Here is a 19,798-nt window from a genome sequence, read left to right as displayed (position 1 = left end):
GCGGGGGCAGCCGTACAAAAGCTACCGGTCTCGATCGTTGGGCCTCGAATAACCTGAAAGGAGAAGCTCAAGGGGGTGGCGAAACGGCCCGGCTCTCGGCGGGGCTTTGGAGACCTCGCCTTTTTTGACCAGTGCGAAACTTGACCCTGGTCAAACCAACGGGGAAGAAACGCCCAAGAGCTTCAGATAAGAAGGCTCCGCCATTTCGGCCGAGCCTTCCTGCTTCCCCTGAAGAAAAGACAACGATCTAGATCTCAGTACTTGGCGACAATCGGCGCGGGCGGCGCAAACGTGTCGAACTTGTAGCTGAAGCCAACCTGCACCTGGTTCTCGACGATGTGGCGATTGGAGAAACCGCCGCCGCCGATACCGGGTTCGTTGAATGAATTGGACGCGAAGATCGAGGAGTGACCGAAATCGGTATAGCGATATTCGGCCCGGATCGACCAATTGTTGGTGATGGCATATTCCAGACCGCCGCCGACTGTCCAGCCGACGCGGGTGGACGACGCGCTGTCGAAGCCAAATGGAGACGAAATGCTGCTGTCGACTCCACCAAAGGCGACGCCGCCGGTGGCGTACAACAAAACGCGATCCCAGGCATAGCCGACGCGGCCGCGGACGGAACCTTGAACGCCGAGGTTGGCGCTATAGGTGACTGGTACGAATCCCCCGCGGGTAATGCTCTTGTTCAGGCTCGAGCCATCGACGCTGCCTTCGAGACCAATGACGAACTGGCTCAGCTGAAGGTTATAGCCGACATGCGCGCCGCCGATGACCCCATCATTGTTTGAACTGAAGCTATCGAAACCGAAGGGGCTGCTGGAGCTGATGTTTTGATTTCCCCAGGCGTATCCGACCTGACCGCCGATATAGATGCCGGTCCAGGTGAAGATCGGCGCCGGCGGCAGATAGACTGGCGGCGGCGCACGCGACGGAAGATCGGCTGCAAGAGCGGAGCTCGCTAGCGCCACGGCGCCGACTGAAGCTAGTAAAATACGTCTGAACATAATTTCTCCTTAGTAGATCCCGACTCACCACTGAACCAATTCAAGTTAAGAAACAATGGTCGTCACTTCAACTTCACGTAAGTGAGAATCTCGGTCATTGTGGCCAAATGGATACACAGTGTAAAAATGCCGCAGCACCTGCACAGATCGCAGCAGCAAGAGTTGCATTGGCAGCATCGATAACTGGCTGGCTTAAATTCTATTGTATTTTTATTGAAACAAACGCTCTACGCCGAACGTAGCTTTCGGAGGAAGGATGCTACCCAGAAATGTCACCACCAAGGGAAATATGTTACGTTTGTAATCTTTGTCCCCGCTGCGAATTGCTTTTACTCAAGCATATTATGTTATATCATAACGGTCATATCTGCTGACTGAAGCTGATGCTTTGTTTTTCGCCAACCGCCGGAAGCGTTCAATGATTTGATCGAGCCGATGAGCCGCGACGGCGCTTCCCAGCCGAAGCGTGTCCTGTCTGTTTGGGACTAGACAGGCGCCGGTAGACTCAGGAACTGGGCCGCACTGGAGGGAAGCGTGCGTAGCATCCGGCAAGCCTTAACGAAATTTAATGATTTCTGTTGCCCCGGATATTGCCCCGTGTGGAAAAATGCCGTCCACGCGAAGCCCACATAAGTATTTGAAATTGTTGGCGCGCCCGACAGGATGAAACTGGGCACTCCTATGTCATTGTTTGTGCGATGTAATTTCTCCGGTTCGAATGCGGAGCCGAATCCCGCTATGCTCCCGGACCTGAAAGATGCTCCGATTTCCAGGCTCCTCGAATTGCACGGCATGTGCTCGCGGAACTTCGTCGGCGCGAGGTGGTACGCAGCGCGAACAACCCGACGGGGAGAACTACGGAGAACTGCTGTTTTCAAAGGCGTTCGGTTGGACCCTCAACGGAAACTCCTCCGCTGCCGCCGATGCTGTTGTGTCGACGGGCTGCGCTGTCAGATCAAATGCCGATGTCGGTTTAATACTGAAGTCAAACATGCCGGCGAGGCGACCGTGAGCCTCGATCGGATAAGGTCCGTCGCGGCCATTCATCGCCGCTTGCGATCGCTTCTGATACGGACAACCGAAAGATGATGGATTGGATTCCTTCGTGGCGATGGATACCCGTTGCCGTGCTCATGCTCGTGATCTCTTTTTTGCGTATAGGGATCAATGCGGATAAGCCGATTAACTACGAGCAGGGCTTCGCGACGAATCTCGCCCTGTCGGTCACGCGATGGTACGCTCTGTTGCTCGCCATCACCTTTCTGTTCCCTACTGACTACGATAACTACTTCGTCCAGTTCTCCTGGTTGTGCCGAAATCTCTCCGAGATCGGCGCCCCCGAAGCAATTGCCGGGATCACGGCGATCGCGGCCCTGAGCATTGCATCTTCCTGGCTTTACGTCTGGTCCAAACCCCTCCTGGTCGCGATTTCTCTGACCATCAGACAGCTGGAGCAATTCGTACTCTTCACGGCGCTTTCCGCCCTCTTGGCGAACTTTCTTTTCGTAAGCGCAAAGTGCACCTTCGTGCTGTGGCACGATAGGCCTTCCTGGCTGCCCAATTGGCTGTTCTGGGCCCAAGTCACGGTTGCGGCGGCGACCACACCCTGGGCGGTCCGGAACATTTTTCTATCCGTAATGATCTCGCTAGAGCCGGGCAGGCAGTTCTTGCGCAGTTTGTGGACCTTGGTTTCCGTTTCGTGGGTCTACATCTGGCCCGAACGGCGAGCGTTTGCTTCAAGCCATCCGATATCCGCGAGCTACCCCGCAGACGACACAAGCTCGCCGACATCCAGCGCCGCCACGAAGCTACTATTCCTTTCCGACCTTCACGTCGCTTCCCACGGTAGGCCCGTCATGCTCAGCAAAGTGGAGTCTCAGATCACCCTGATGCGAATGTTAGATTTCGTTCAGAAGAGCAAGCCCACCGCGGTAGTCTTGGTGGGCGACGTCACCGACACCGGCGATCCGGCAGCCTGGGAGCGCGTTGGATCCGTTACGAAGCGCTTGTGCGTTCCCGTGTTCGCGATCCCCGGAAATCATGACGTCCACTTCGCCAATTATAACGCGCCCAGTCGTGGGCCTTCGTACTCAGAGAAAGAAGTCATGTCGAACCTCGGGCGCATCGCGATGCCCGAAAACGTTGGAAACGGCTTTCCGAGCGTGGTGCGGATCGACCAGATACTACTGGTCTTGCTCAACAGCAACGGCCGCGAGAGTTCCGGACCTGCCACCAACGCGTTGGGATATGTGGGACCCGACCAATTGCGCAAAGCAGAAAATCTGCTTAAGGCGGCTCGGAAGCCAGGCGATGTTGCCGTTGTTGTGCTTCATCATCATTTACTTCTACCATCGGGAGGACCGGCAATCTGGTATCTCCGTTGTCTGGATGCCGGCGATGTACTCGCCTTCGCAAGGCGCAACAACGTAGCGGCCACGGTCAACGGCCATCTCCACATGCCCTTTGTCGCAAGATACTTAAATGATGTCGACGGAGATCCAAAGGGCGGACCTCTCGTTATCTCGTGCGGCTCGCTGCATCATCCAGCCGAGGGGCCGCTCGCGAAGGATATCCAATTGCCCTCCGCCTACCTGATGGAGATCGACCAGGCCGGGGCGATATCGATTTCACTCGTCACCTCAACTTTGAAAGAGCTTGGACAAATCGTTCGGCACTAAGACCTGCTCGGCGTACCGAAAGGGGCGGTTTGATTCCTGCGCGACCGTATGCGCGCCCTTCTCGGCGGACTCCTCGAACGGCAGGCCCCGCGCAACAACGATCATGCCCACCGCATGACGGCGCTGCAAAACAAGGTTGCGGACGCGGATACCCGATTGTCACGCCTCTATCAGGCAATCGAAAACAGCGTCGCCGGCTTCGCCGATCCGACGCTGAAGGAACGCGTCGCGGCGCTGAAAGCTGAGTGCGACCACGCCAAGGCCGCGCTGGACCGCGCCTTCTCTCAACTTCGCCCGGAGACGCGGATCGCGGAAGACAGGATCGCCGCCTTCGCGGGCGTCATGCGAACCAACGTCACCAGCGGACCCATACCGTTCCGCCGCTCCTACCTGCGCGCTATTGATCGACCAGGTCGAGGTCGAAGACGCGGAAATCCGCATCCGCGGGCGACGCGACGTTTTGGAGCGTCTTGTGATGGGCGGCGGGGCGGCTCCGGCCGGAGTGCCCAGTTTTGTTCTGGTGTGGTGGAAATTTGGCGCGCCCGAGAGAATGAAACTGGGCACCGCTATGTCATTGTTTCGCCTATAGATTCCTGAGTGTGGCGAAAGACAGGTCCGATTCGCGGCCAAGACGGTCATTCAAACTTTCGCGGGGCGCCTCGAAAGCGGACGGCATGGCGTTGCGCACGTCAAAGGGATAAACGCAGGCCGACATCACCGTTCATCGAGTCGCCCTTCGATGCTTCTCCGTTGGTCATCACTCGGTACGGTTCTACTGCTCGCCGGTTCGGCTGTCGCTCAAGCCGCCGACGCGCCGAAAGCGCTCATCGTCTATTCGGCGGCCAGCATGAAAGGCGCACTCGGCGCGGTCTTGAAGCGCTTTTCGGCCGAGACCGGCCGTGAGGTGGCGCTCAGTTCGGGTCCCGCGGGCGTGATGCTCGAAAAGCGTGGTGTTCTCACAGAAAATTTAGGCTGATGGGAATGACGAAGGATTATCTGTCGACGCGGCAATGCCCGGTTCAGGGGGCGGAAGCCGAACTGAAGGCGAAGCTGGCAGCATTAGCGCTTGCCTTTGAAGAGGCATGGCTCGAAGCCGAGGGCACGCATCCGTTGCAGGTTCTGTGGCGGCGTCAGGACGGTCTCGCATGCATTGAACTTCTCAATTTTGGAGACGCCGTCGAGCGGCTTCACAAGGAATCTCCTTCTTGGCTGGCAGGCCAAGTGCATGCCATCAAAACGGGAGATGCGGGCCAGTCGACGGGCGCGGTCTTCGAAATTTTGGCGCTCAACCTCTTCTCTCGACAATTTTGTCGGGTCACCCCCGCGCCCGAAGGAATGCCTGGTTTTGACGGAACGCTTGTCCTGAGAGACGAGTCTCGTGTCTTCGTGTCGATCAAGAATCATGGACAGTCTCGCCCCGAACAAGATTTCTTGAAGGAGAGTGCCGCTTTCGATGCAGAATTCAAGGCTCAGCTCGCGGCCCAAGGCTTCAATGACGCCGAAATTAACGTGCTGGCGCACGCGCCAATGAATGCAGCGGCTTTTGGCACTTTGAAAACAGATATCGGTAACTGCCTGAAGGACTTAAAGGCGGGTAAAATGGGCGGCGAGCTTGATAGGCCCTTCACTATCCAGATCAAGGGCATGGCGCCTCAGTACCCGTCCCTAAGCGCCTTTGGCGTGAGCTCATGCTGCCGAGTCATGGCCCCTATTGCGCCCAACGAGCAGGCCAATTTCAACGACGCTATACGCAAAGGCTGCGAAAACCTGTACAAGCACACGAAGAACGAGACCGGCGACTTTTGCCGGATGATCATTCTTCGCTTGTCAAATACGGCATCGATCGCGAAGTGCCACGTGTGGGCAGACTGGTACTTTAGGGAGTATCCCGAGGAACCGGTCGACATTATCTTGTTGTATCAGTGCGCCGTGACGACAAACGCGGGTACCGATACGAGCGTACTCACCCACTATGTGTCGGTCGTGACGGGCTCCCGTTTCCAGTCGTGGCAGAAGAAGGAAGACGGCAGTACTCGAAGGCTGCCCACTATGTCGGTCCTCGTCGGCGTGATCAGCGGCGATCAGCCAAAGCTGCTGCTGACATCTAACGGATCGACGGGCGTGGATATAAGTAATTATTATATGTATCAACGCGCCGACGTGTATCTTCGAGCTGAACCTGACACAGTTGCGAAGCTTTCCAATCCGGCCGCCGGCATTTTGATTCACGCGATTTTTGAAAAGGACGGTGTGCAGATGATGCCTCCCCTTTCGCCGAAGTTTGGGAGGGACAAAATACTAGGGTCCAGACTCACAACCAGTAGCTGACGGTAGCGGCGATGCAGACTGTCGCGAGGAAGTTTATGGCGTTTCGATCGTAGCGGGTAGCCACGCGCCTGAAGTCTTTCAGGCGGCAGAACATGCGTTCGATGGCGTTGCGGTTTCGATAGAGGAAGGGCGAGAAGCAGTTCTTCCACCTGCGATTGGCCTTGGGCGGGATATTCGGCATAGCTCCGCGCTCCTCGACCTGCCGACGGATCGCATTTGCGTCGTAGCCCTTGTCGCCATGGAGGATTTCGCAAGGAGGAAGTCGCGCGATAAGCTCCGCGCCCGCCGAGCAATCGGCGATTTGGCCGCCGGTGAGCATGAAAGACAGCGGGCGGCAGTCCGCATCGGTCAATGCGTGGATTTTGGTTGTGCGCCCGCCGCGCGAACGGCCGATGGCCTGATTCTTCTCCCCCCTTTGCCGCCACTGGCCGAGCGATGCGCCTTGACCGCCGAGGAGTCGATGAGGACCTGCGCCGGCGGCCCGCCTGCTTGCGCAAGCGCGTGGAACAGATCGATCCAAACGCCCTTAGCAGCCCAGCGAACGTAGCGATTGTAGAGAGTCTTCTTTGGCCCGTACTCCAGCGGCGCGTCAATCCAGCGTCCGCCAGATTTCAGCACATGAATGATCCCGCTGATCACCCGGCGATCATCGACGCCCGCCTTGCCGCGCGTGTCCGTGGGAAGATGCGGCGCGATCTTCGCGAACTGCGCGTCCGTCAGCCAGAATTGATCCCGATTCATAGTCGCTTCCTTTCGGAAGCTGTGAATCACAACCCGCCTCTCACGCCAACCATTTTATGGGTCTGGGCCCTAATGCTACTCCCATGACCTCACTTCGGTATAGCGACATAGGAGCAGTCATACTCGTATGTTTCGTGCCCTAAAAAGTCCTTGTCACTAGATTCAGCTAGGCGATGCGACGAGAGATGCTTGTGCTAGTCATGCTCGGGCTTAGTTCTTGATGGCGAAAGAACATCGTCATTGGGAGGTGCTCCACATCTCATCCCATAATTGACTAGCGCTGTGTAGCCCTCTTCTGTTTCAAGTTCGACTCTGCATCCTTCGGTATGAGAACCCAATCCGCCGCTTCGTAGCGAACGCCATTAAGCATGACAGAGCCTTTTAAAAAAAGACGGAATACAGGTTCGTCGTGTGAATGTGGTACGACCTTAACCCCGGGAGAGACCGTAGTAATAGACACCAATCGGAACATACTCAAATCTACAGGAATTAAAGTTTAATCTATTCTATTGGGGATTATTGTCAAAGGGTGTATTTTCGCCCAGTTGTTAATGGTCTTGCTAGATACTATTTCAGTTACTTTGCTCGGATCGTACATCCGAGACCAATCTATATCGCCCCAACGTTCTTCCACACTTGGCATCTCCGCCTCCAACGTTCTGATTTTGCAGGCAATCTGCCCCATGAGTAATTCAGGGGGAATGCTTGTTCAGGGACGACTCAAGACCGGCAGGGGGGCCGCGCGGGTTGGGTGCAGACATGAATAAAGCTCGACCGCGCGGCGGCGTCAAACTAGGGTCCAGACTCACAACCAGTAGCAAACGGTAGCGGCGATGCAGAGTAAGCGCTTAGCCGAGGCCGTTCAGGCGGCGTATTTCCAGGGCATGAGGGCATCGATTTCGGCATTGGGCCAGCCGTTTGCGACGCGCTCGAGTGTCTGGGTGAGCCAGGCCTGAGGATCGATGTCGTTCATTTTTGCAGTTTGCAGCAATGTGGCTATGGATGCCCAAGTACGGCCTCCACCATCGCTGCCGGCGAAGAGTGAGTTTTTTCGTGTGATTGTTTGCGGCCGGATTGCACGCTCTACGATGTTGGAGTCGATCTCGATGCGGCCATCATTCAGGAAGCGTTCGAGCGTCGCCCGGCGTGAGATGGCGTAACGTATCGCCTCGGCGAGCTTAGACTTGCCGGAGATACGTGGGAGCGCATCTTGCCAAAGCCTGAACAGATCAGCGACGATCGCCACCGCAGTTTCTTGCCGGGCCGCAGCGCGCACTTCTGGCTCTTTGCCCCGGACGTTTTCCTCGACCTCCCATAGATGGGTCATGCGTTCAATCGTAGCCGTGGCAAGCTCGGAGCTGCCATTGACGTGCAGTTCGTAAAATCGTCTCCGGACATGGCTCCAACATCCCGCGAGCGTGACGGCGTCATTGCCGCGGTCTGGCCTCGCGAGGCGATTGTAGGCCGTATATCCGTCGACCTGCAGAATGCCCCTATAACCACCGAGATGACGGGCGACACAATCGCCAGACCGGCTATCTTCGAAGCGATAGGCAACCATCGGCGGGCCGCTGCCGCCAAAGGGGCGATCGTCTCTCGCATAGGCCCAGAGATAGGCTGTCTTTGTGCTGCCGGAACCGGGCGCCAAGGTCGGCAAGGTCGTTTCGTCGGCGAAGATTCTTTCCGCCTGTTTGATCCGGGTGAGGACGTGTTCAGAGAGGATCTCAAGTTCAAACCCGAGCCGGCCCATCCATTGGGCCATCAGGGCGCGATTGAGTTCCACCTTGTCGCGCGTGTAGATGGCCTCTTGCCGGTAAAGCGGCAGGCCATCGGCATATTTGGAAACGGCAATAAGCGCCAGGAGAGCTTCCGTCGGAACGCCGCCCTCGATGATATGGGCCGGCGCTGGAGCCTGGATGACACCATCCTCATTCTTGAATGCGTATTTAGGCCGGCGCGTGACGATGACGCGGAACTTGGCCGGCGTGACATCGAGCCGCTCGGAGACATCTTCGCCGATCAGGATCTTCTGTTTGCCTTCATTCTCGGGAAGAGTGTCCGGTTCGATGACGATTTCGAGCCGCTCGAGATGGGCGGCAAAACCTTTGCGGGGACGTGCGGCTCGTTTGGCCTTATCGGGACTGGGCCGCTTGTCGAGTTCGGCCTGGATGGCTCCGATCCCCGTTTCAATCTCGTCGAAGACGAAGGCACTCTGTTCGTCATCAAGAGCTTTCGAGCCAAGCTTCTCGGAGCGGCGCCCGAACCTTGCCCGTTCCAATGCCTTGAGGATGGAGGTCAGTCGCGCGATGCGTTCGTCGGCGCTCGCATTCAAGGCTTTGAGATCGGCAACTTCGGCTTCAAGAGCTTCCGCGCGAGCCGCTTTTTCAGTCATGGCCAACACCATGGCCTTGAGCGCATCAACGTCGTCGGGGAGCTTGGAGCCAGGCACTACCATGGGGCTCATAAGAGCACATTTTGCCCGCGATTGCCGCCCTATTGAAACGCCCGATTCACTCTGTCGCAGGCGTTTTATCCAGCAAACTCCGGCCGTTTCACTGCCACCGCGTGAACGCGTTTCCAGTCCATCCCATCGACCAGCGCCATTAACTGAGCCTGGTTGAGTTGAATCCGGCTATGCCCGATCTTCGGCCAGCAAAACTGCGCTTTCTCAAGACGTTTCGCATAAAGACAAACGCCGGATCCATCCCAAAATACAATTTTGATTCTGTCGGCCCTTTTTGCACGGAAGACGTAAAGCGCGCCATCGAATGGATCGCTGCCGCTGTCACGGACCAGGGACAGCAAACCGTCTACGCCCTTGCGAAAATCGATCGGGTGACTTGCCAGAAACACTTTGACGCCCGATGGGATCATGCCGAACGAACCGCGCGGATCACGCGCCGCAAATGTGTTTCGTCGGCCGTCGCATCCGCGCGGATGACAACGCCGCCGACAACAATTTCGATAACGCAAGGCGTGGGCTGCGTGACTTCAAGAGATGCATCCGCCGGTGGCGCTGGCAGGCTGGCCGATCCCTTACGTAAGGCCATGCGCCGCCAATCAAAAAGCTGCGCGGGACTGATGCCGATGCCTCGGGCGATCGCCGAGACATTCGCTCCAGGCACCAGAGATGCAGCTACGGCCTGTTCTTTGATCTCGTCCGACCATCGCCGCCGCAGCTGCGACGGTGCTCCCTCAAGACGATCAGGAAGCACCTCGATCATATGGAAGCTTCTATCCCTAGACCTATGCGCAGACATAGAAGTTCAAACCAGCATTTATTGCAGCTCCCGCATAAATACCTGCTCGTCAGACGCTCCGCCATATGGGTCCAGCTTGGCGCTTACGATGCAGACTGTGGCGAGGAAGTTTAATGCGTTTCGGTCGTAGCGCGTAGCCACGCGCCTGAAGTCTTTCAGGCGGCAGAACATGCGTTCGATGGCGTTGCGGTTTCGATAGAGGAAGGGCGAGAAGCAGTTCTTCCACCTGCGATTGGCCTTGGGCGGGATATTCGGCATAGCTCCGCGCTCCTCGACCTGCCGACGGATCGCATTTGCGTCGTAGCCCTTGTCGCCATGGAGGATTTCGCAAGGAGGAAGTCGCGCGATAAGCTCCGCGCCCGCCGAGCAATCGGCGATTTGGCCGCCGGTGAGCATGAAAGACAGCGGGCGGCAGTCCGCATCGGTCAATGCGTGGATTTTGGTTGTGCGCCCGCCGCGCGAACGGCCGATGGCCTGATTCTTCTCCCCCCTTTGCCGCCACTGGCCGAGCGATGCGCCTTGACCGCCGAGGAGTCGATGAGGACCTGCGCCGGCGGCCCGCCTGCTTGCGCAAGCGCGTGGAACAGATCGATCCAAACGCCCTTAGCAGTGGCCTGCCCCCATGGGGTGATCCAGTTTGAATGTTAGTGCATTGTCGGCCCTGGCGCTATTGCTGGCGTGGCGGGCGAAGCTGGTCCGGATTGCGAAGCCGGCCATTGCAGGGTCTCCGGGGCTGGCGGCTTGTAGCCCAGCGATGAGTGCGGGCGCACGGTGTTGTAGTGGCGTCGCCATCGCTCAATGACGACCTTCGCCTCCTTGAGAGTGTAGAAGATTTCACCATTCAAAAGCTCGTCGCGCAGCTTCGAGTTGAAGCTCTCGCAATAGCCGTTCTCCCAGGGACTGCCCGGCATGATGTAGGCGGTCTTCGCGCCGACGGCGGCAATCCAGTCACGCAACGCCTTGGCGATGAACTCCGGGCCGTTGTCGGAACGAATGTGGATCGGAACCCCTCGCAAGATGAAGAGGTCCGAGAGAACGTCGATGACGTCCGCTGCCTTCAGCTGCCGGTTAATCCTGATCGCGATGCATTCGCGGGTAAATTCGTCGATGATATTCAGCATGCGATATTTCCTGCCATCATGAGTGCGGTCCTCGACGAAGTCATAGGACCAGACGTGGTTGGGGCATTGCGGGCGCAGCCGGACGCACGAGCCGTCATTGAGCCAGAGACGCCCGCGCTTGGGTTGTCTGGCCGGAACTTTCAGCCCCTCGCGTCGCCAGATCCGCTCGACCCGTTTGACGTTGACCTTCCAGCCTCGCTCCCACAACATCGCCGTGATGCGGCGGTAGCCATAGCGGCCGTACTGGATGGCGAGCGCCGTGATGTCGGCGATCAATGCCGCTTCGTCATCGGGCTTGGTCGGAACCTTGCGCTGCGTGGAGCGATGCTGACCGAGAACCCGGCAAGCGAACCGCTCGGAAACGCCATGTTCGGCGATCACATGCTCCACGCAGGCGCGACGACGCGCGGAGCTCAGAAGTTTCCCGAGGCAGCCTCTTTCAGGATCAGCTTCTCAAGCGTCAAATCGGACACCGCTCGACGGAGCCGCGTATTCTCCGCCTCCAGCTCCTTCAGCCGCTTCACCTGATCGCCCTTCAGGCCGCCGTATTCCGACCGCCATCGATAGTATGTAACTTCCGTCACCCCTATCGAGCGGATCGCCTCCGCGACCGGTCGCCCTTGCGCGCTAAGCACTTCGACTTGCCGTAGCTTCGCGACGATCTCTTCCGCCTTGTGTCTTTTCCTCGGCATTGCGCAGTCCTCCATCAGGCTCATAAGCCCATACTTCACGGAGGATCACTTTTCAGGGGGCAGACCACTCGGCGACGGCCTCCACGACGGCGGAGAAGTCTTTTTAAAAGCGACCACCGCAGCCGCGTCCTGGGCGTGATGGCGCGGCCGGGCTGAGAGCTTGCGATAACCCAGGGCGCGCAGTTCCCGGCTCAGGATCTGCTTCGTCACCGAGATGCGATAGTCCTCGAAGATCCGCTGCGCCAGGTCAATCAGCCGCCAGCGCACGATGCCATGGATGGCCGGGTTTGGGCCTGCCTCTACCATCTGAACGAGCGCGCGCCGGTGCTCGTCCTTCAGCCTGGAAGGCTGGCCAGGCGCCTTGCCGTCCTTCAAGCCGTCGGGACCCTTGGTGTTGAAGCGAAGGACCCAATCGCGAATGGTCTGCAGGCCGACACCGCCGATGCGGGCTGCATGCCGCGCAAGCCGCCGTCGTAAATCTCGGCAAGCGCCAGCATTCGACGGGCAAACGCGGCATCCTTGGTCTGCTTCGCCAGCATGCGAAGCTGCAACCCATCAAAATCCGCTCGAAGGACAACCGGGGCGGCCATGGCGACTCTCCATTGTTCGCCATGGTGAATCACGCCGCTGCCGGTTGAAAACCCCTCGTGAGTCAGTTTCTCGATGACGAGGTATAAGCTGCCTTTTTTTGAGCTTCCTCGAAAATCTGTCAGAGGAACACCGGGGCAACACCGATCGGAAATTTGATTTTTCTGTGCCAACTCCCTCCTCGGCGCATCAAACCTGCAAGCCTTCCTTGATGCGGGCTACATCGCGCGCAAGCGCCTGAAGGACAGGATGAAACTGGGCACTCTTATGTGATTGTTTGCGCTATATAATTTCTGAGATGTCTGAGTGTCCTCGAGACTGGACCGGCAAACAATTTGGAGCGCCAAAGGACTGAAATTTGACCTGATGAAATTGTGCCACCCACCCACATAATTCGCGGTCGTTCGTCATCCATCCTATCGTGCAGCGGGTTACGGCCTCGTTGCCAGGCGCATACGCACTCGGGGTTCAGAGAAAACCGAACCGTCCCTCGGAAGGGTTGCCGGTGAAAACTGTCATCGATATCTGCCGCTCGACGGAGGCGGGCGGGTGTTGATTCTCGATGATGATGACCTGACTATTCTGTTTATGATGTGCTACGAGATAGTCATAGAAGCGCTCCTTCAAATCAGTTCCGCGAAGTGCGATATCCTCATCCCCTTCCGGCTTAAAATAAGCAAGCAATGGTGAGTCGAGAACTACAAAGCCGGGATGCGGGAGGGTGTGTTCCTGACAGAACTCCAAGAGACCGATTGAGACAGCTGCGTGCGTAATTGCGCGGAGCCCCTTTCCGCGACTGCCCCGTGGCTTGCCATCAATAACAAAATCACTCGCGGACTTGTCGTAATGCACGTGACATTCGCCAGGAAAGTTCCAAGCGCGAAGAATGGTTTCTATCTTGAGCGAAAGTGCATGAGCGACCGCTTCTGGAAGCCCTACTGTAACCTGCAGCTTGTCTTGAGCGGTATCTTCTGCGTCCACTAGCGTTTGCTTTCTCCCCTCCAACTTTCGAACGCGATCGAAAAGGTCGAGACCTCTCTGAACTCGCGAGCGCGTCTCAATTAATGAAGAGAATGCGGCTCTAGCCTCTCCTACCCGCGGGGAAAGAGTCTCTCGAACGGCAGCATCGAGCCGGGTGAATTCCGCTTCCTTCTCTTGAGAACCTATCGCTAGTTGACGCGCCTCAGCTTCCAGTTCCACGACAGTACCGGTAAGCTCTCGCTGAAGGCGCTGAATTTTTGCGATCTCAACGGTTGCGGCCCGGACAACAACTTCGACATCGCCCTCGCAGCTTTCATCGATGTGCTGTTCGTTGGGAGCCGCGCCGCAAAGTGGGCACGTCGCCTGTTCAAGATAAGAAAACATCGAACCGCTTTCCTGAATAGCGGAAAGCCGGCGTACATCGATGAGATAATGCTCTCCTAGAAGCACGAAACGGGCGAGCAACTCACCGATCTCGGCGATACGGCCGTCGATCGCTTCATGCTCGCCAAGTAATGCTCTCCGCGCGATCAGTCTCTCGTTCAATTCTGATTGCGCGACCTCAAGGCCTTCTCTCTCCGATTCGATCGTCTCAAGGAGTTTAGACAGCTGATCAATGAGCGCACTCTCTTCGGTGCCCACGTCCGCTATACCGGTTGTGAGATCCGCGATTAGTTCATCAATCAGGGCGATCTGTTGAGAGCTGTCGGGTACTGGCGACGTACCTGCTGTCACAACTGCTGAGTCGTCGATGCCGGTCAGTAGCAACTTTGTCGTTGCAAGCTCAGGGGTCTTCAATGTGAATTGGCCGCCCCAGAAGGGTGATCCGCGCTGCTGGATTTCGCCCTCTTGGACAATAACGAGGCGAGCTAAATTGCGGAAACTGAGGCTCTGCGTGGTGCCTTTCGATCCGCTCTTGAGAATACGTCGACCAAGTAAACCGATCTTGTCGAGTAGGAAACCTGAAACATTGTCTGTCCTTTCGTGCGCATGACTCTGTTTCAGCACTATGGCTGGCGCAGTCGCGTCTTCATTAAGACTCGACAACCTGAACTCGCCCCCAGCAGTTGCCCGCTGAAGCCGCCACGTCTCCCCGCCCATCGTGGCGAGGTCTAAGGCGATCTCGGCATATGGAATCCGTTCTGGGATTTCCCTAAGCGTGGATCCTCCCAACATGTAGTCGATGGTCTCAGCGAGAAACGATTTTCCAGTATCTGAAGCCCCGCAGATTACATTCAACCCCGCAGAGAACTGAACCTCAGAGGTTTTCTTGGGGCCAATGAATGCGATCCTGCGTAGCTGCAGGTACGTGTCCGTCATCGGCGAAATCCCACTGTCTGAATGGGCTGGAACTGACTAGACCATACCTCGAATAACCGGTGGGTGATCTGTCGTATTTCGTCTGTCGGAACGTCGCGGAACCTATTCACGGCCCACTCAGCTCGAACCTTCAGCACACTGATGTAATCGGAGGTCAACAACGCCATAAATGGCGCAGCTGACTCTCCCGCGATGTAGGTAATGCCTTCTGCGGTAGTTAACCTTCCGACAAGGGAGCGGCTCATCATCAGACGCAAGCCGGACTCTATAAGTCCACGCCGAACCAACAGCTCACCGGCGCGGAGGGGCAGCGGTGCGTGGAGGCTTTCTGGGCCGCCAGCATCACCTGAGTGCACGACAAGGTAGTCCATTTCGACCAGGCGTTGAATGTCGAACGCGGTCGGAAAAGCGGCCACAAGAGTGGCGAGCGAACGTACGCCAGTTTCCAAAGGGCTGTTAAAAGGGTTGGAAGCCACTCGCTCACTCACGCTCGGGCACCCAAATTAGTCTGTCGTCATTGGCCAGCTGGTGGCAGATTCCCTGCCTATCCTGTGTCTTTGTCGCCGGAGCAAGGGGATTTGATGTGCCGGCGACGTTCGCTGCATGAGCAACGGTGGCCTTCATGCGTTCGAAGCCGTTTGCGTGATTGCCCTCGCAAAGGTCGATCACGCCGTGGAAGATTTCATTCTGAAGATCGGCGAAGGTACCTTCGGGGACGGTGTCGCGAGCGAAATTCTTCAGCGACTCCGCGTGATAGAAACGTTCACGTTGCCGAAGGAAGTCCTTCGTCAGCGCGCCGTGCGATCGCAGGTCGTCAGCAGAGCTTAGAGTTGCGCCGAGATGGTGGCCGTACGCGTCAAGGAGCTGCCTGAGGTAACGGCTTTCGTCAGGATGGGGATCAACAGGTGGAAGAGCCGTCGCCGGCCTTGGTCCTAAGCCACCTCCAAAGCGCACAGCATGGTAGCCTGTACGACCATGCGCCTCTATCAGTTCCAAAAGCGACTTGGATGAAAAGATCGAGAAGTCGAACCTCTCGAAGTGGGAGAGCAAAGCTCCTTCCAACAGCACCTGACAGGTGTCGGTGATGTCAGCGCGACAATTTTTTTCCCAATTCTCCCTTGCCGCTTCCTTCAGTTTCGTGGCGTGACTTAGCAGCTTCTCCAGGGTCGTCCCGATCCCCTGCGCGCAAACGAAAAAATAGCTCCGAGGAGGGACGTACTCCCCCTTGTGCGAATAGTAGATGACCTTGCCGAGCTCCACCCAGACGTCGCTCGGCCTGAGTGGATGGCCGTAGTGTTTGCACTGATAATTGTCCCAAACGCCATGAAAGCCTTTTTTGTCTGCAAAGCCGGCGATATCGACACCAAGGTCACCAGGTCCGCTGAAGCGGCGAACCTTGACATAAGCACTCCCCAACGATGTGGCCCATTCTTCAATGAACACCTCCCATTCCGCCGGCGAAAACGTTCGCACACGGACTGATTTGGGGAGTGGGAGCCCCGACTGCACGTGCTCGGCACTTGACACAACGACCGGTGAAGGTGGCTTGATTTCCTTGAGATCGGCATCGGGATCATTCAGTGCCCCAAGCATAATCCAGCTGTTTCTCGATAACGAAACCGGACATGGGGACCGATCGACGACGCTCACAGAAAATGACCATGACCTAAGCCACGTTCTTGTTGAAAAGTGACGCGAGAACCGCCCGGAAGCTATCAAGCCCAGCCTCGAGATTCTCAATGATCTCCGCAGCAAGATCGTCCGGCTCCGGCAAATTGTCGAGGTCGGTGAGACTCTTGTCCTTCAGCCAAAAGACATCAAGACTGGTCTTATCGCGCGTAGTCAGTGCGTCGTAGTTGAACTTCCGCCACCGTCCGTCCGGGTTCGTTTCCGGATCCAACGTCGCCTTGCGTTCATGACGGTTGGCGGGGTTGTAGCAGGTTACAAAGTCCACCAGTTCTTCGAACCGCATCGTCTTCTTCTTTAGTGTGTGATGCACGTTGGTGCGGTAGTCGTAGTACCAAACTTCCTTCGTCCACGGGCTAGGCTCAGGACTCATTGATTGAGATAGAAGAGGACGGCGGCTGCGATGCAGATGGCGGAGAAGAAGGTGTGGGCGCATCGATCATAGCGGGTTGCGATGCGCCGCCAGTCCTTGAGCTTGGCGAACATGTTCTCGATTTTGTGACGCTGGCGGTAGAGCGTCTTGTCATAGGCAATGGGAAGCTTGCGGCTTCTGGTTGGCGGGATGCAGGGCTCGACGCCCCTGGCCTTCAGCGCGGCGCGGAACCAGTTGCTGTCGTAGCCCCTGTCGGCGATCAACATTGAAGCGGGCGGTAAAGCCTTGAGCATCAGCCGCGCGCCCTTGTGGTCGCTCATCTGGCCCTCCGAGAGCAACATGACGAGGGGCTTGCCGGCGCCGTCGCAAACGACGTGGAGCTTCGAGTTCAGTCCGCCTTTCGTGCGCCCGATACGGCGGGGAAGAGCCCCTTTTTGAGCAGGCTCGCCGCTGTGCGATGCGCCTTCAGATGCGTGGCGTCGATCATGATGCGCTCGGGCTTTGGACCTTCGCCAGCGAGCGCGGCGAATATGCGGTCGAAGACGCCGAGCCGGCTCCAGCGGATGAAGCGATTGTAAAGCGTCTTGTGCGGCCCGTAATCCTTGGGCGCATCTTTCCATTGCAGGCCGTTGCGGATCACATAGACGATTCCGCTGACCACCCGACGGTCGTCAACCCGCGGAACGCCATGCGACAGAGGAAAATGCGGCGCAAGCCGCGCCATCTGCCGCTCGCCCAACAAAAACAAATCACTCATCCCAGCCTCCCCATGCGGAGACCAGGAATCACATCTCAGGCAAATTTAATAGGTCCTGAGCCTAATCGTCACCGGCCCCGCACGCGCAATGTCGATCAGTATGCCGAAGGCATTCCTGGCGTCCTTGGCCGACATGGTCTTCATCGCCTGGTCCACCATAGATTTCTGTCCATAATGGCTATTTCGCCAATCTCCGCAACAAGGAAGCAATGTAATTTGCTTTCCTTAATTTATACGCGATCACGTATAAATCACCTTTAAGCGCTTATGCGTATATTTTGTTTTTAAACGCATTTACGTATATTGATTTTTTATACGGGCTCGCGTATAGTTGTATGCGGAGGTTTACCATGACCGAACAGATTGCCCGCACGGAAAAACAGCTTGGCGCAATCCTGCGCCGTGCCCGTAAGAAGGCCGGACGAACGCAAGGCGCAGTGGGCGAGCAAATCCACCTGCGACAAGGCACGCTCTCACGGTTGGAAGCCGGAGAGCCTGCCGTGCAGTTGCACACCCTGATGGAAGCCCTCTCTGCCCTCAACCTCGAACTGGTCGTCAGGCCGCGCAGTCAGGGGAGTGCCGCCGACATCGAGGACCTGTTCTGATGGGACGGACGCGGGCGCACGTCCCACTGAATGTTTTCCTGAATGGCCGTCTTGTTGGCGTGCTGCGGCGAGAGGCTACCGGCGCGATAGACTTCCGGTACGAAGCTGACTGGCTCGCGTGGGACTCGACCTTCCCGATTTCCCTGTCGCTTCCGCTGCGCGAGGATCGATATATCGGCACGCCCGTCATCAATGTCTTCGATAACCTGCTGCCCGACAGCGATCCGATCAGAAAGCGTGTCGCGGAACGCGTCGGCGCAGAGGGCACGGATGCCTACAGCCTGCTGACCGCACTCGGACATGACTGTGTCGGCGCGCTCCAGTTTCTACCGAACGGCGTCGATCCCGGTGTCGTCGGCAGCGCCGACGGCAAAGCGATCTCCGAAGACGACATCGCCGACATCATCAAAAACCTCTCGTCGGCCCCGCTTGGAATGGGCGAGGACGAAGACTTCCGGATTTCGCTCGCAGGCGCACAGGAAAAAACCGCACTGCTGCGCAAGGACGGCCAGTGGTTCAAACCCACGGGTACCACCGCCACTACGCATATCCTGAAACCGCAAATCGGCACGCTGCCGAACGGCATCGACCTGTCGAACAGCGTCGAAAACGAATATCTCTGCCTGAAGCTGCTCGCCGCTCTCGGCGTGCCGACTGCCACCGCCGAGATTGCGGATTTCGGCGACCGTCGCACGTTGGTCGTCGAACGCTTCGATCGACTCTGGACAAAGGACGGTCGCCTGCTGCGCCGGCCACAGGAAGATACATGCCAGGCGCTGTCGATTCCATCGACCAAGAAATACCAGTCCGATGGCGGGCCGGGGGTGCGCGATATTGTGGAGCTTCTAAAGGGCAGCGACCGGCCCGTCGCGGATATCGCTGCGTTCCTGCGAGCCAATATCGTGTTCTGGTTGATCGGCGCGACGGACGGCCACGCTAAGAATTTCAGCGTCTTTCTGGGGCCGGGCGGACGGTTTTCAATGACGCCGCTCTACGATGTCCTGACGGCGCAACCGAGCCTCGACGCCAACCATATCCGACGTAACAAATTCAAGCTCGCGATGTCGGTTGGCAAAAGCCACCACTATGCGGTCGCCGAGATCATGCCGCGCCATTTTATGCAAACCGCAGGGAGTTCGGGCGTCGCAAATTCGCTCGTTCAGGCGATCTTCGACGATCTCGCCGCTCACGCTGTCAAGACGATCGACGCCGTCATCGAAACCTTGCCTACTTGGTTTCCGGAGGCAGTCGCAGATTCCGTAAAACGTGGGGTGTCTCAGAGACTGCGGCTGCTCGACGCCGGCACTACGACTGAAGACACCGCTCTTCAATAGCGCTTCACCGCTCATCCGACCGACCGAACCTTGGTCTGTCAGCCCAACCCGAGCGCTTCGTCGCAAACGCGGAAGGCGCTCGGCTTCGGCATCTACCTCGTCTTCTGGTTCGGGGATGTTCGTCCCCCTCCGATCTCATTCCCGCCGGATGGTCTGCTGCGCCCCACGTCGGCGGCAGAGATGGAAGCGACGGTGCGCGCGCGTCTTCCGACCGACCGTGCGGCGAGAACCGCCGTCATCGTGATGGACGTGACGAAACCAGACTAGGGGCACGCATGCCGAAATAAAGATGTCACTCGCCGCCAAAGGGTGACGGCCCGCTAT

At 57.5% G+C, this 19,798-nt stretch carries 18 protein-coding genes and 3 pseudogenes; 7 read left to right on the top strand and 14 right to left on the bottom strand.

Translation table 11 applies throughout. The features are described 5' to 3' along the window. Positions 1-254: 254 nt before the first annotated feature. On the bottom strand, positions 255-1,010 hold the full coding sequence (locus tag WDN46_01975; protein ID MEJ0092224.1) for an outer membrane protein: 756 nt from the start codon (positions 1,008-1,010) through the stop codon (positions 255-257). A gap of 1,085 nt (positions 1,011-2,095) precedes the next feature. Here WDN46_01975 and WDN46_01970 point away from each other — a divergent pair. The 4 genes from WDN46_01970 to WDN46_01955 all read left to right on the top strand — a co-directional run bounded on the left by WDN46_01970 (position 2,096) and on the right by WDN46_01955 (position 6,016). Beyond that, positions 2,096-3,688, top strand: coding sequence for a metallophosphoesterase (locus tag WDN46_01970; protein MEJ0092223.1), 1,593 nt, complete (start codon positions 2,096-2,098; stop codon positions 3,686-3,688). Between the two features lie 48 nt (positions 3,689-3,736). Continuing rightward, complete coding sequence (locus tag WDN46_01965) at positions 3,737-4,285, top strand: hypothetical protein (GenBank protein ID MEJ0092222.1); 549 nt, start codon at positions 3,737-3,739, stop codon at positions 4,283-4,285. A gap of 142 nt (positions 4,286-4,427) precedes the next feature. Next, entirely contained in the window at positions 4,428-4,664 is a 237-nt protein-coding gene (locus WDN46_01960; protein ID MEJ0092221.1) for a hypothetical protein, read from the top strand. A gap of 5 nt (positions 4,665-4,669) precedes the next feature. Next, positions 4,670-6,016 carry a hypothetical protein gene (locus WDN46_01955; GenBank protein MEJ0092220.1) on the top strand — a complete coding sequence of 449 codons (1,347 nt, stop codon included), beginning with the start codon at positions 4,670-4,672 and terminating at the stop codon, positions 6,014-6,016. Here the strand turns inward: WDN46_01955 and WDN46_01950 are convergent. From WDN46_01950 to WDN46_01890, 13 genes and pseudogenes are all read right to left on the bottom strand, one after another. Continuing rightward, a protein-coding gene (locus WDN46_01950; GenBank protein ID MEJ0092219.1) for an IS5 family transposase occupies positions 6,000-6,757 on the bottom strand; the annotation gives its coding sequence in 2 pieces (ribosomal slippage) (positions 6,000-6,418 and positions 6,418-6,757; 759 coding nt in all). The genes WDN46_01955 and WDN46_01950 overlap by 17 nt on opposite strands. Positions 6,758-7,619: 862 nt before the next feature. Next, entirely contained in the window at positions 7,620-9,212 is a 1,593-nt protein-coding gene (locus tag WDN46_01945; protein ID MEJ0092218.1) for an IS66 family transposase, read from the bottom strand. 74 nt (positions 9,213-9,286) lie between these two features. Further along, on the bottom strand, positions 9,287-9,631 hold the full coding sequence (gene tnpB / locus WDN46_01940) for an IS66 family insertion sequence element accessory protein TnpB (protein MEJ0092217.1): 345 nt from the start codon (positions 9,629-9,631) through the stop codon (positions 9,287-9,289). Further along, entirely contained in the window at positions 9,628-9,981 is a 354-nt protein-coding gene (locus WDN46_01935) for a transposase (protein ID MEJ0092216.1), read from the bottom strand. The genes tnpB and WDN46_01935 overlap by 4 nt, the downstream gene beginning before the upstream one ends. 54 nt (positions 9,982-10,035) lie before the next feature. Beyond that, positions 10,036-10,625: pseudogene (locus WDN46_01930) on the bottom strand (IS5 family transposase). Positions 10,626-10,661: 36 nt separating this feature from the next. Then, positions 10,662-11,830, bottom strand: a protein-coding gene (locus WDN46_01925) for an IS3 family transposase (protein ID MEJ0092215.1) whose coding sequence is annotated in 2 segments (ribosomal slippage) — positions 10,662-11,566 and positions 11,566-11,830 — 1,170 coding nt in all. Because the reading frame shifts where the segments join, the coding sequence is not laid out codon by codon here. Between the two features lie 99 nt (positions 11,831-11,929). Continuing rightward, positions 11,930-12,420, bottom strand: a pseudogene (locus WDN46_01920) (winged helix-turn-helix domain-containing protein). 466 nt (positions 12,421-12,886) lie between these two features. Beyond that, a complete protein-coding gene (locus WDN46_01915; protein ID MEJ0092214.1) occupies positions 12,887-14,719 on the bottom strand; it encodes a hypothetical protein in 1,833 nt (610 codons plus the stop codon). Beyond that, positions 14,716-15,207, bottom strand: coding sequence for an ABC-three component system middle component 2 (locus tag WDN46_01910; protein MEJ0092213.1), 492 nt, complete (start codon positions 15,205-15,207; stop codon positions 14,716-14,718). The genes WDN46_01915 and WDN46_01910 overlap by 4 nt, the downstream gene beginning before the upstream one ends. Continuing rightward, on the bottom strand, positions 15,200-16,312 hold the full coding sequence (locus tag WDN46_01905; GenBank protein MEJ0092212.1) for an ABC-three component system protein: 1,113 nt from the start codon (positions 16,310-16,312) through the stop codon (positions 15,200-15,202). Before WDN46_01905 ends, WDN46_01910 begins: the two co-directional genes overlap by 8 nt. A 73-nt stretch (positions 16,313-16,385) precedes the next feature. Then, a complete protein-coding gene (locus WDN46_01900; protein MEJ0092211.1) occupies positions 16,386-16,778 on the bottom strand; it encodes a hypothetical protein in 393 nt (130 codons plus the stop codon). Continuing rightward, the gene (locus WDN46_01895; GenBank protein MEJ0092210.1) at positions 16,775-17,398 is read right to left on the bottom strand and encodes an IS5 family transposase; all 624 of its coding nucleotides are present in this window, start codon (positions 17,396-17,398) and stop codon (positions 16,775-16,777) included. Before WDN46_01895 ends, WDN46_01900 begins: the two co-directional genes overlap by 4 nt. Continuing rightward, a pseudogene (locus WDN46_01890) lies at positions 17,365-17,502 on the bottom strand (transposase). The gene WDN46_01895 and the pseudogene WDN46_01890 overlap by 34 nt, the downstream one beginning before the upstream one ends. Positions 17,503-17,885: 383 nt before the next feature. Here WDN46_01890 and WDN46_01885 point away from each other — a divergent pair. Genes WDN46_01885 through WDN46_01875 form a run of 3 tightly spaced genes read left to right on the top strand, consistent with a single transcriptional unit; the run spans position 17,886 to position 19,741 of the window. Continuing rightward, entirely contained in the window at positions 17,886-18,140 is a 255-nt protein-coding gene (locus WDN46_01885; protein ID MEJ0092209.1) for a helix-turn-helix domain-containing protein, read from the top strand. Continuing rightward, positions 18,140-19,474: a type II toxin-antitoxin system HipA family toxin gene (locus WDN46_01880; protein ID MEJ0092208.1), complete on the top strand. Its 1,335-nt coding sequence runs from the start codon at positions 18,140-18,142 to the stop codon at positions 19,472-19,474. Before WDN46_01885 ends, WDN46_01880 begins: the two co-directional genes overlap by 1 nt. Positions 19,475-19,504: 30 nt before the next feature. Next, positions 19,505-19,741, top strand: coding sequence for a hypothetical protein (locus tag WDN46_01875; GenBank protein ID MEJ0092207.1), 237 nt, complete (start codon positions 19,505-19,507; stop codon positions 19,739-19,741). The last annotated feature ends 57 nt before the right edge of the window (positions 19,742-19,798 follow it).

This window comes from Methylocella sp. (assembly GCA_037200525.1).
Lineage (GTDB): Bacteria > Pseudomonadota > Alphaproteobacteria > Rhizobiales > Beijerinckiaceae > Methylocapsa.
Note: the sequence above shows the minus strand (reverse complement) of the source record. Positions and strands in the feature narration are given on the sequence as shown.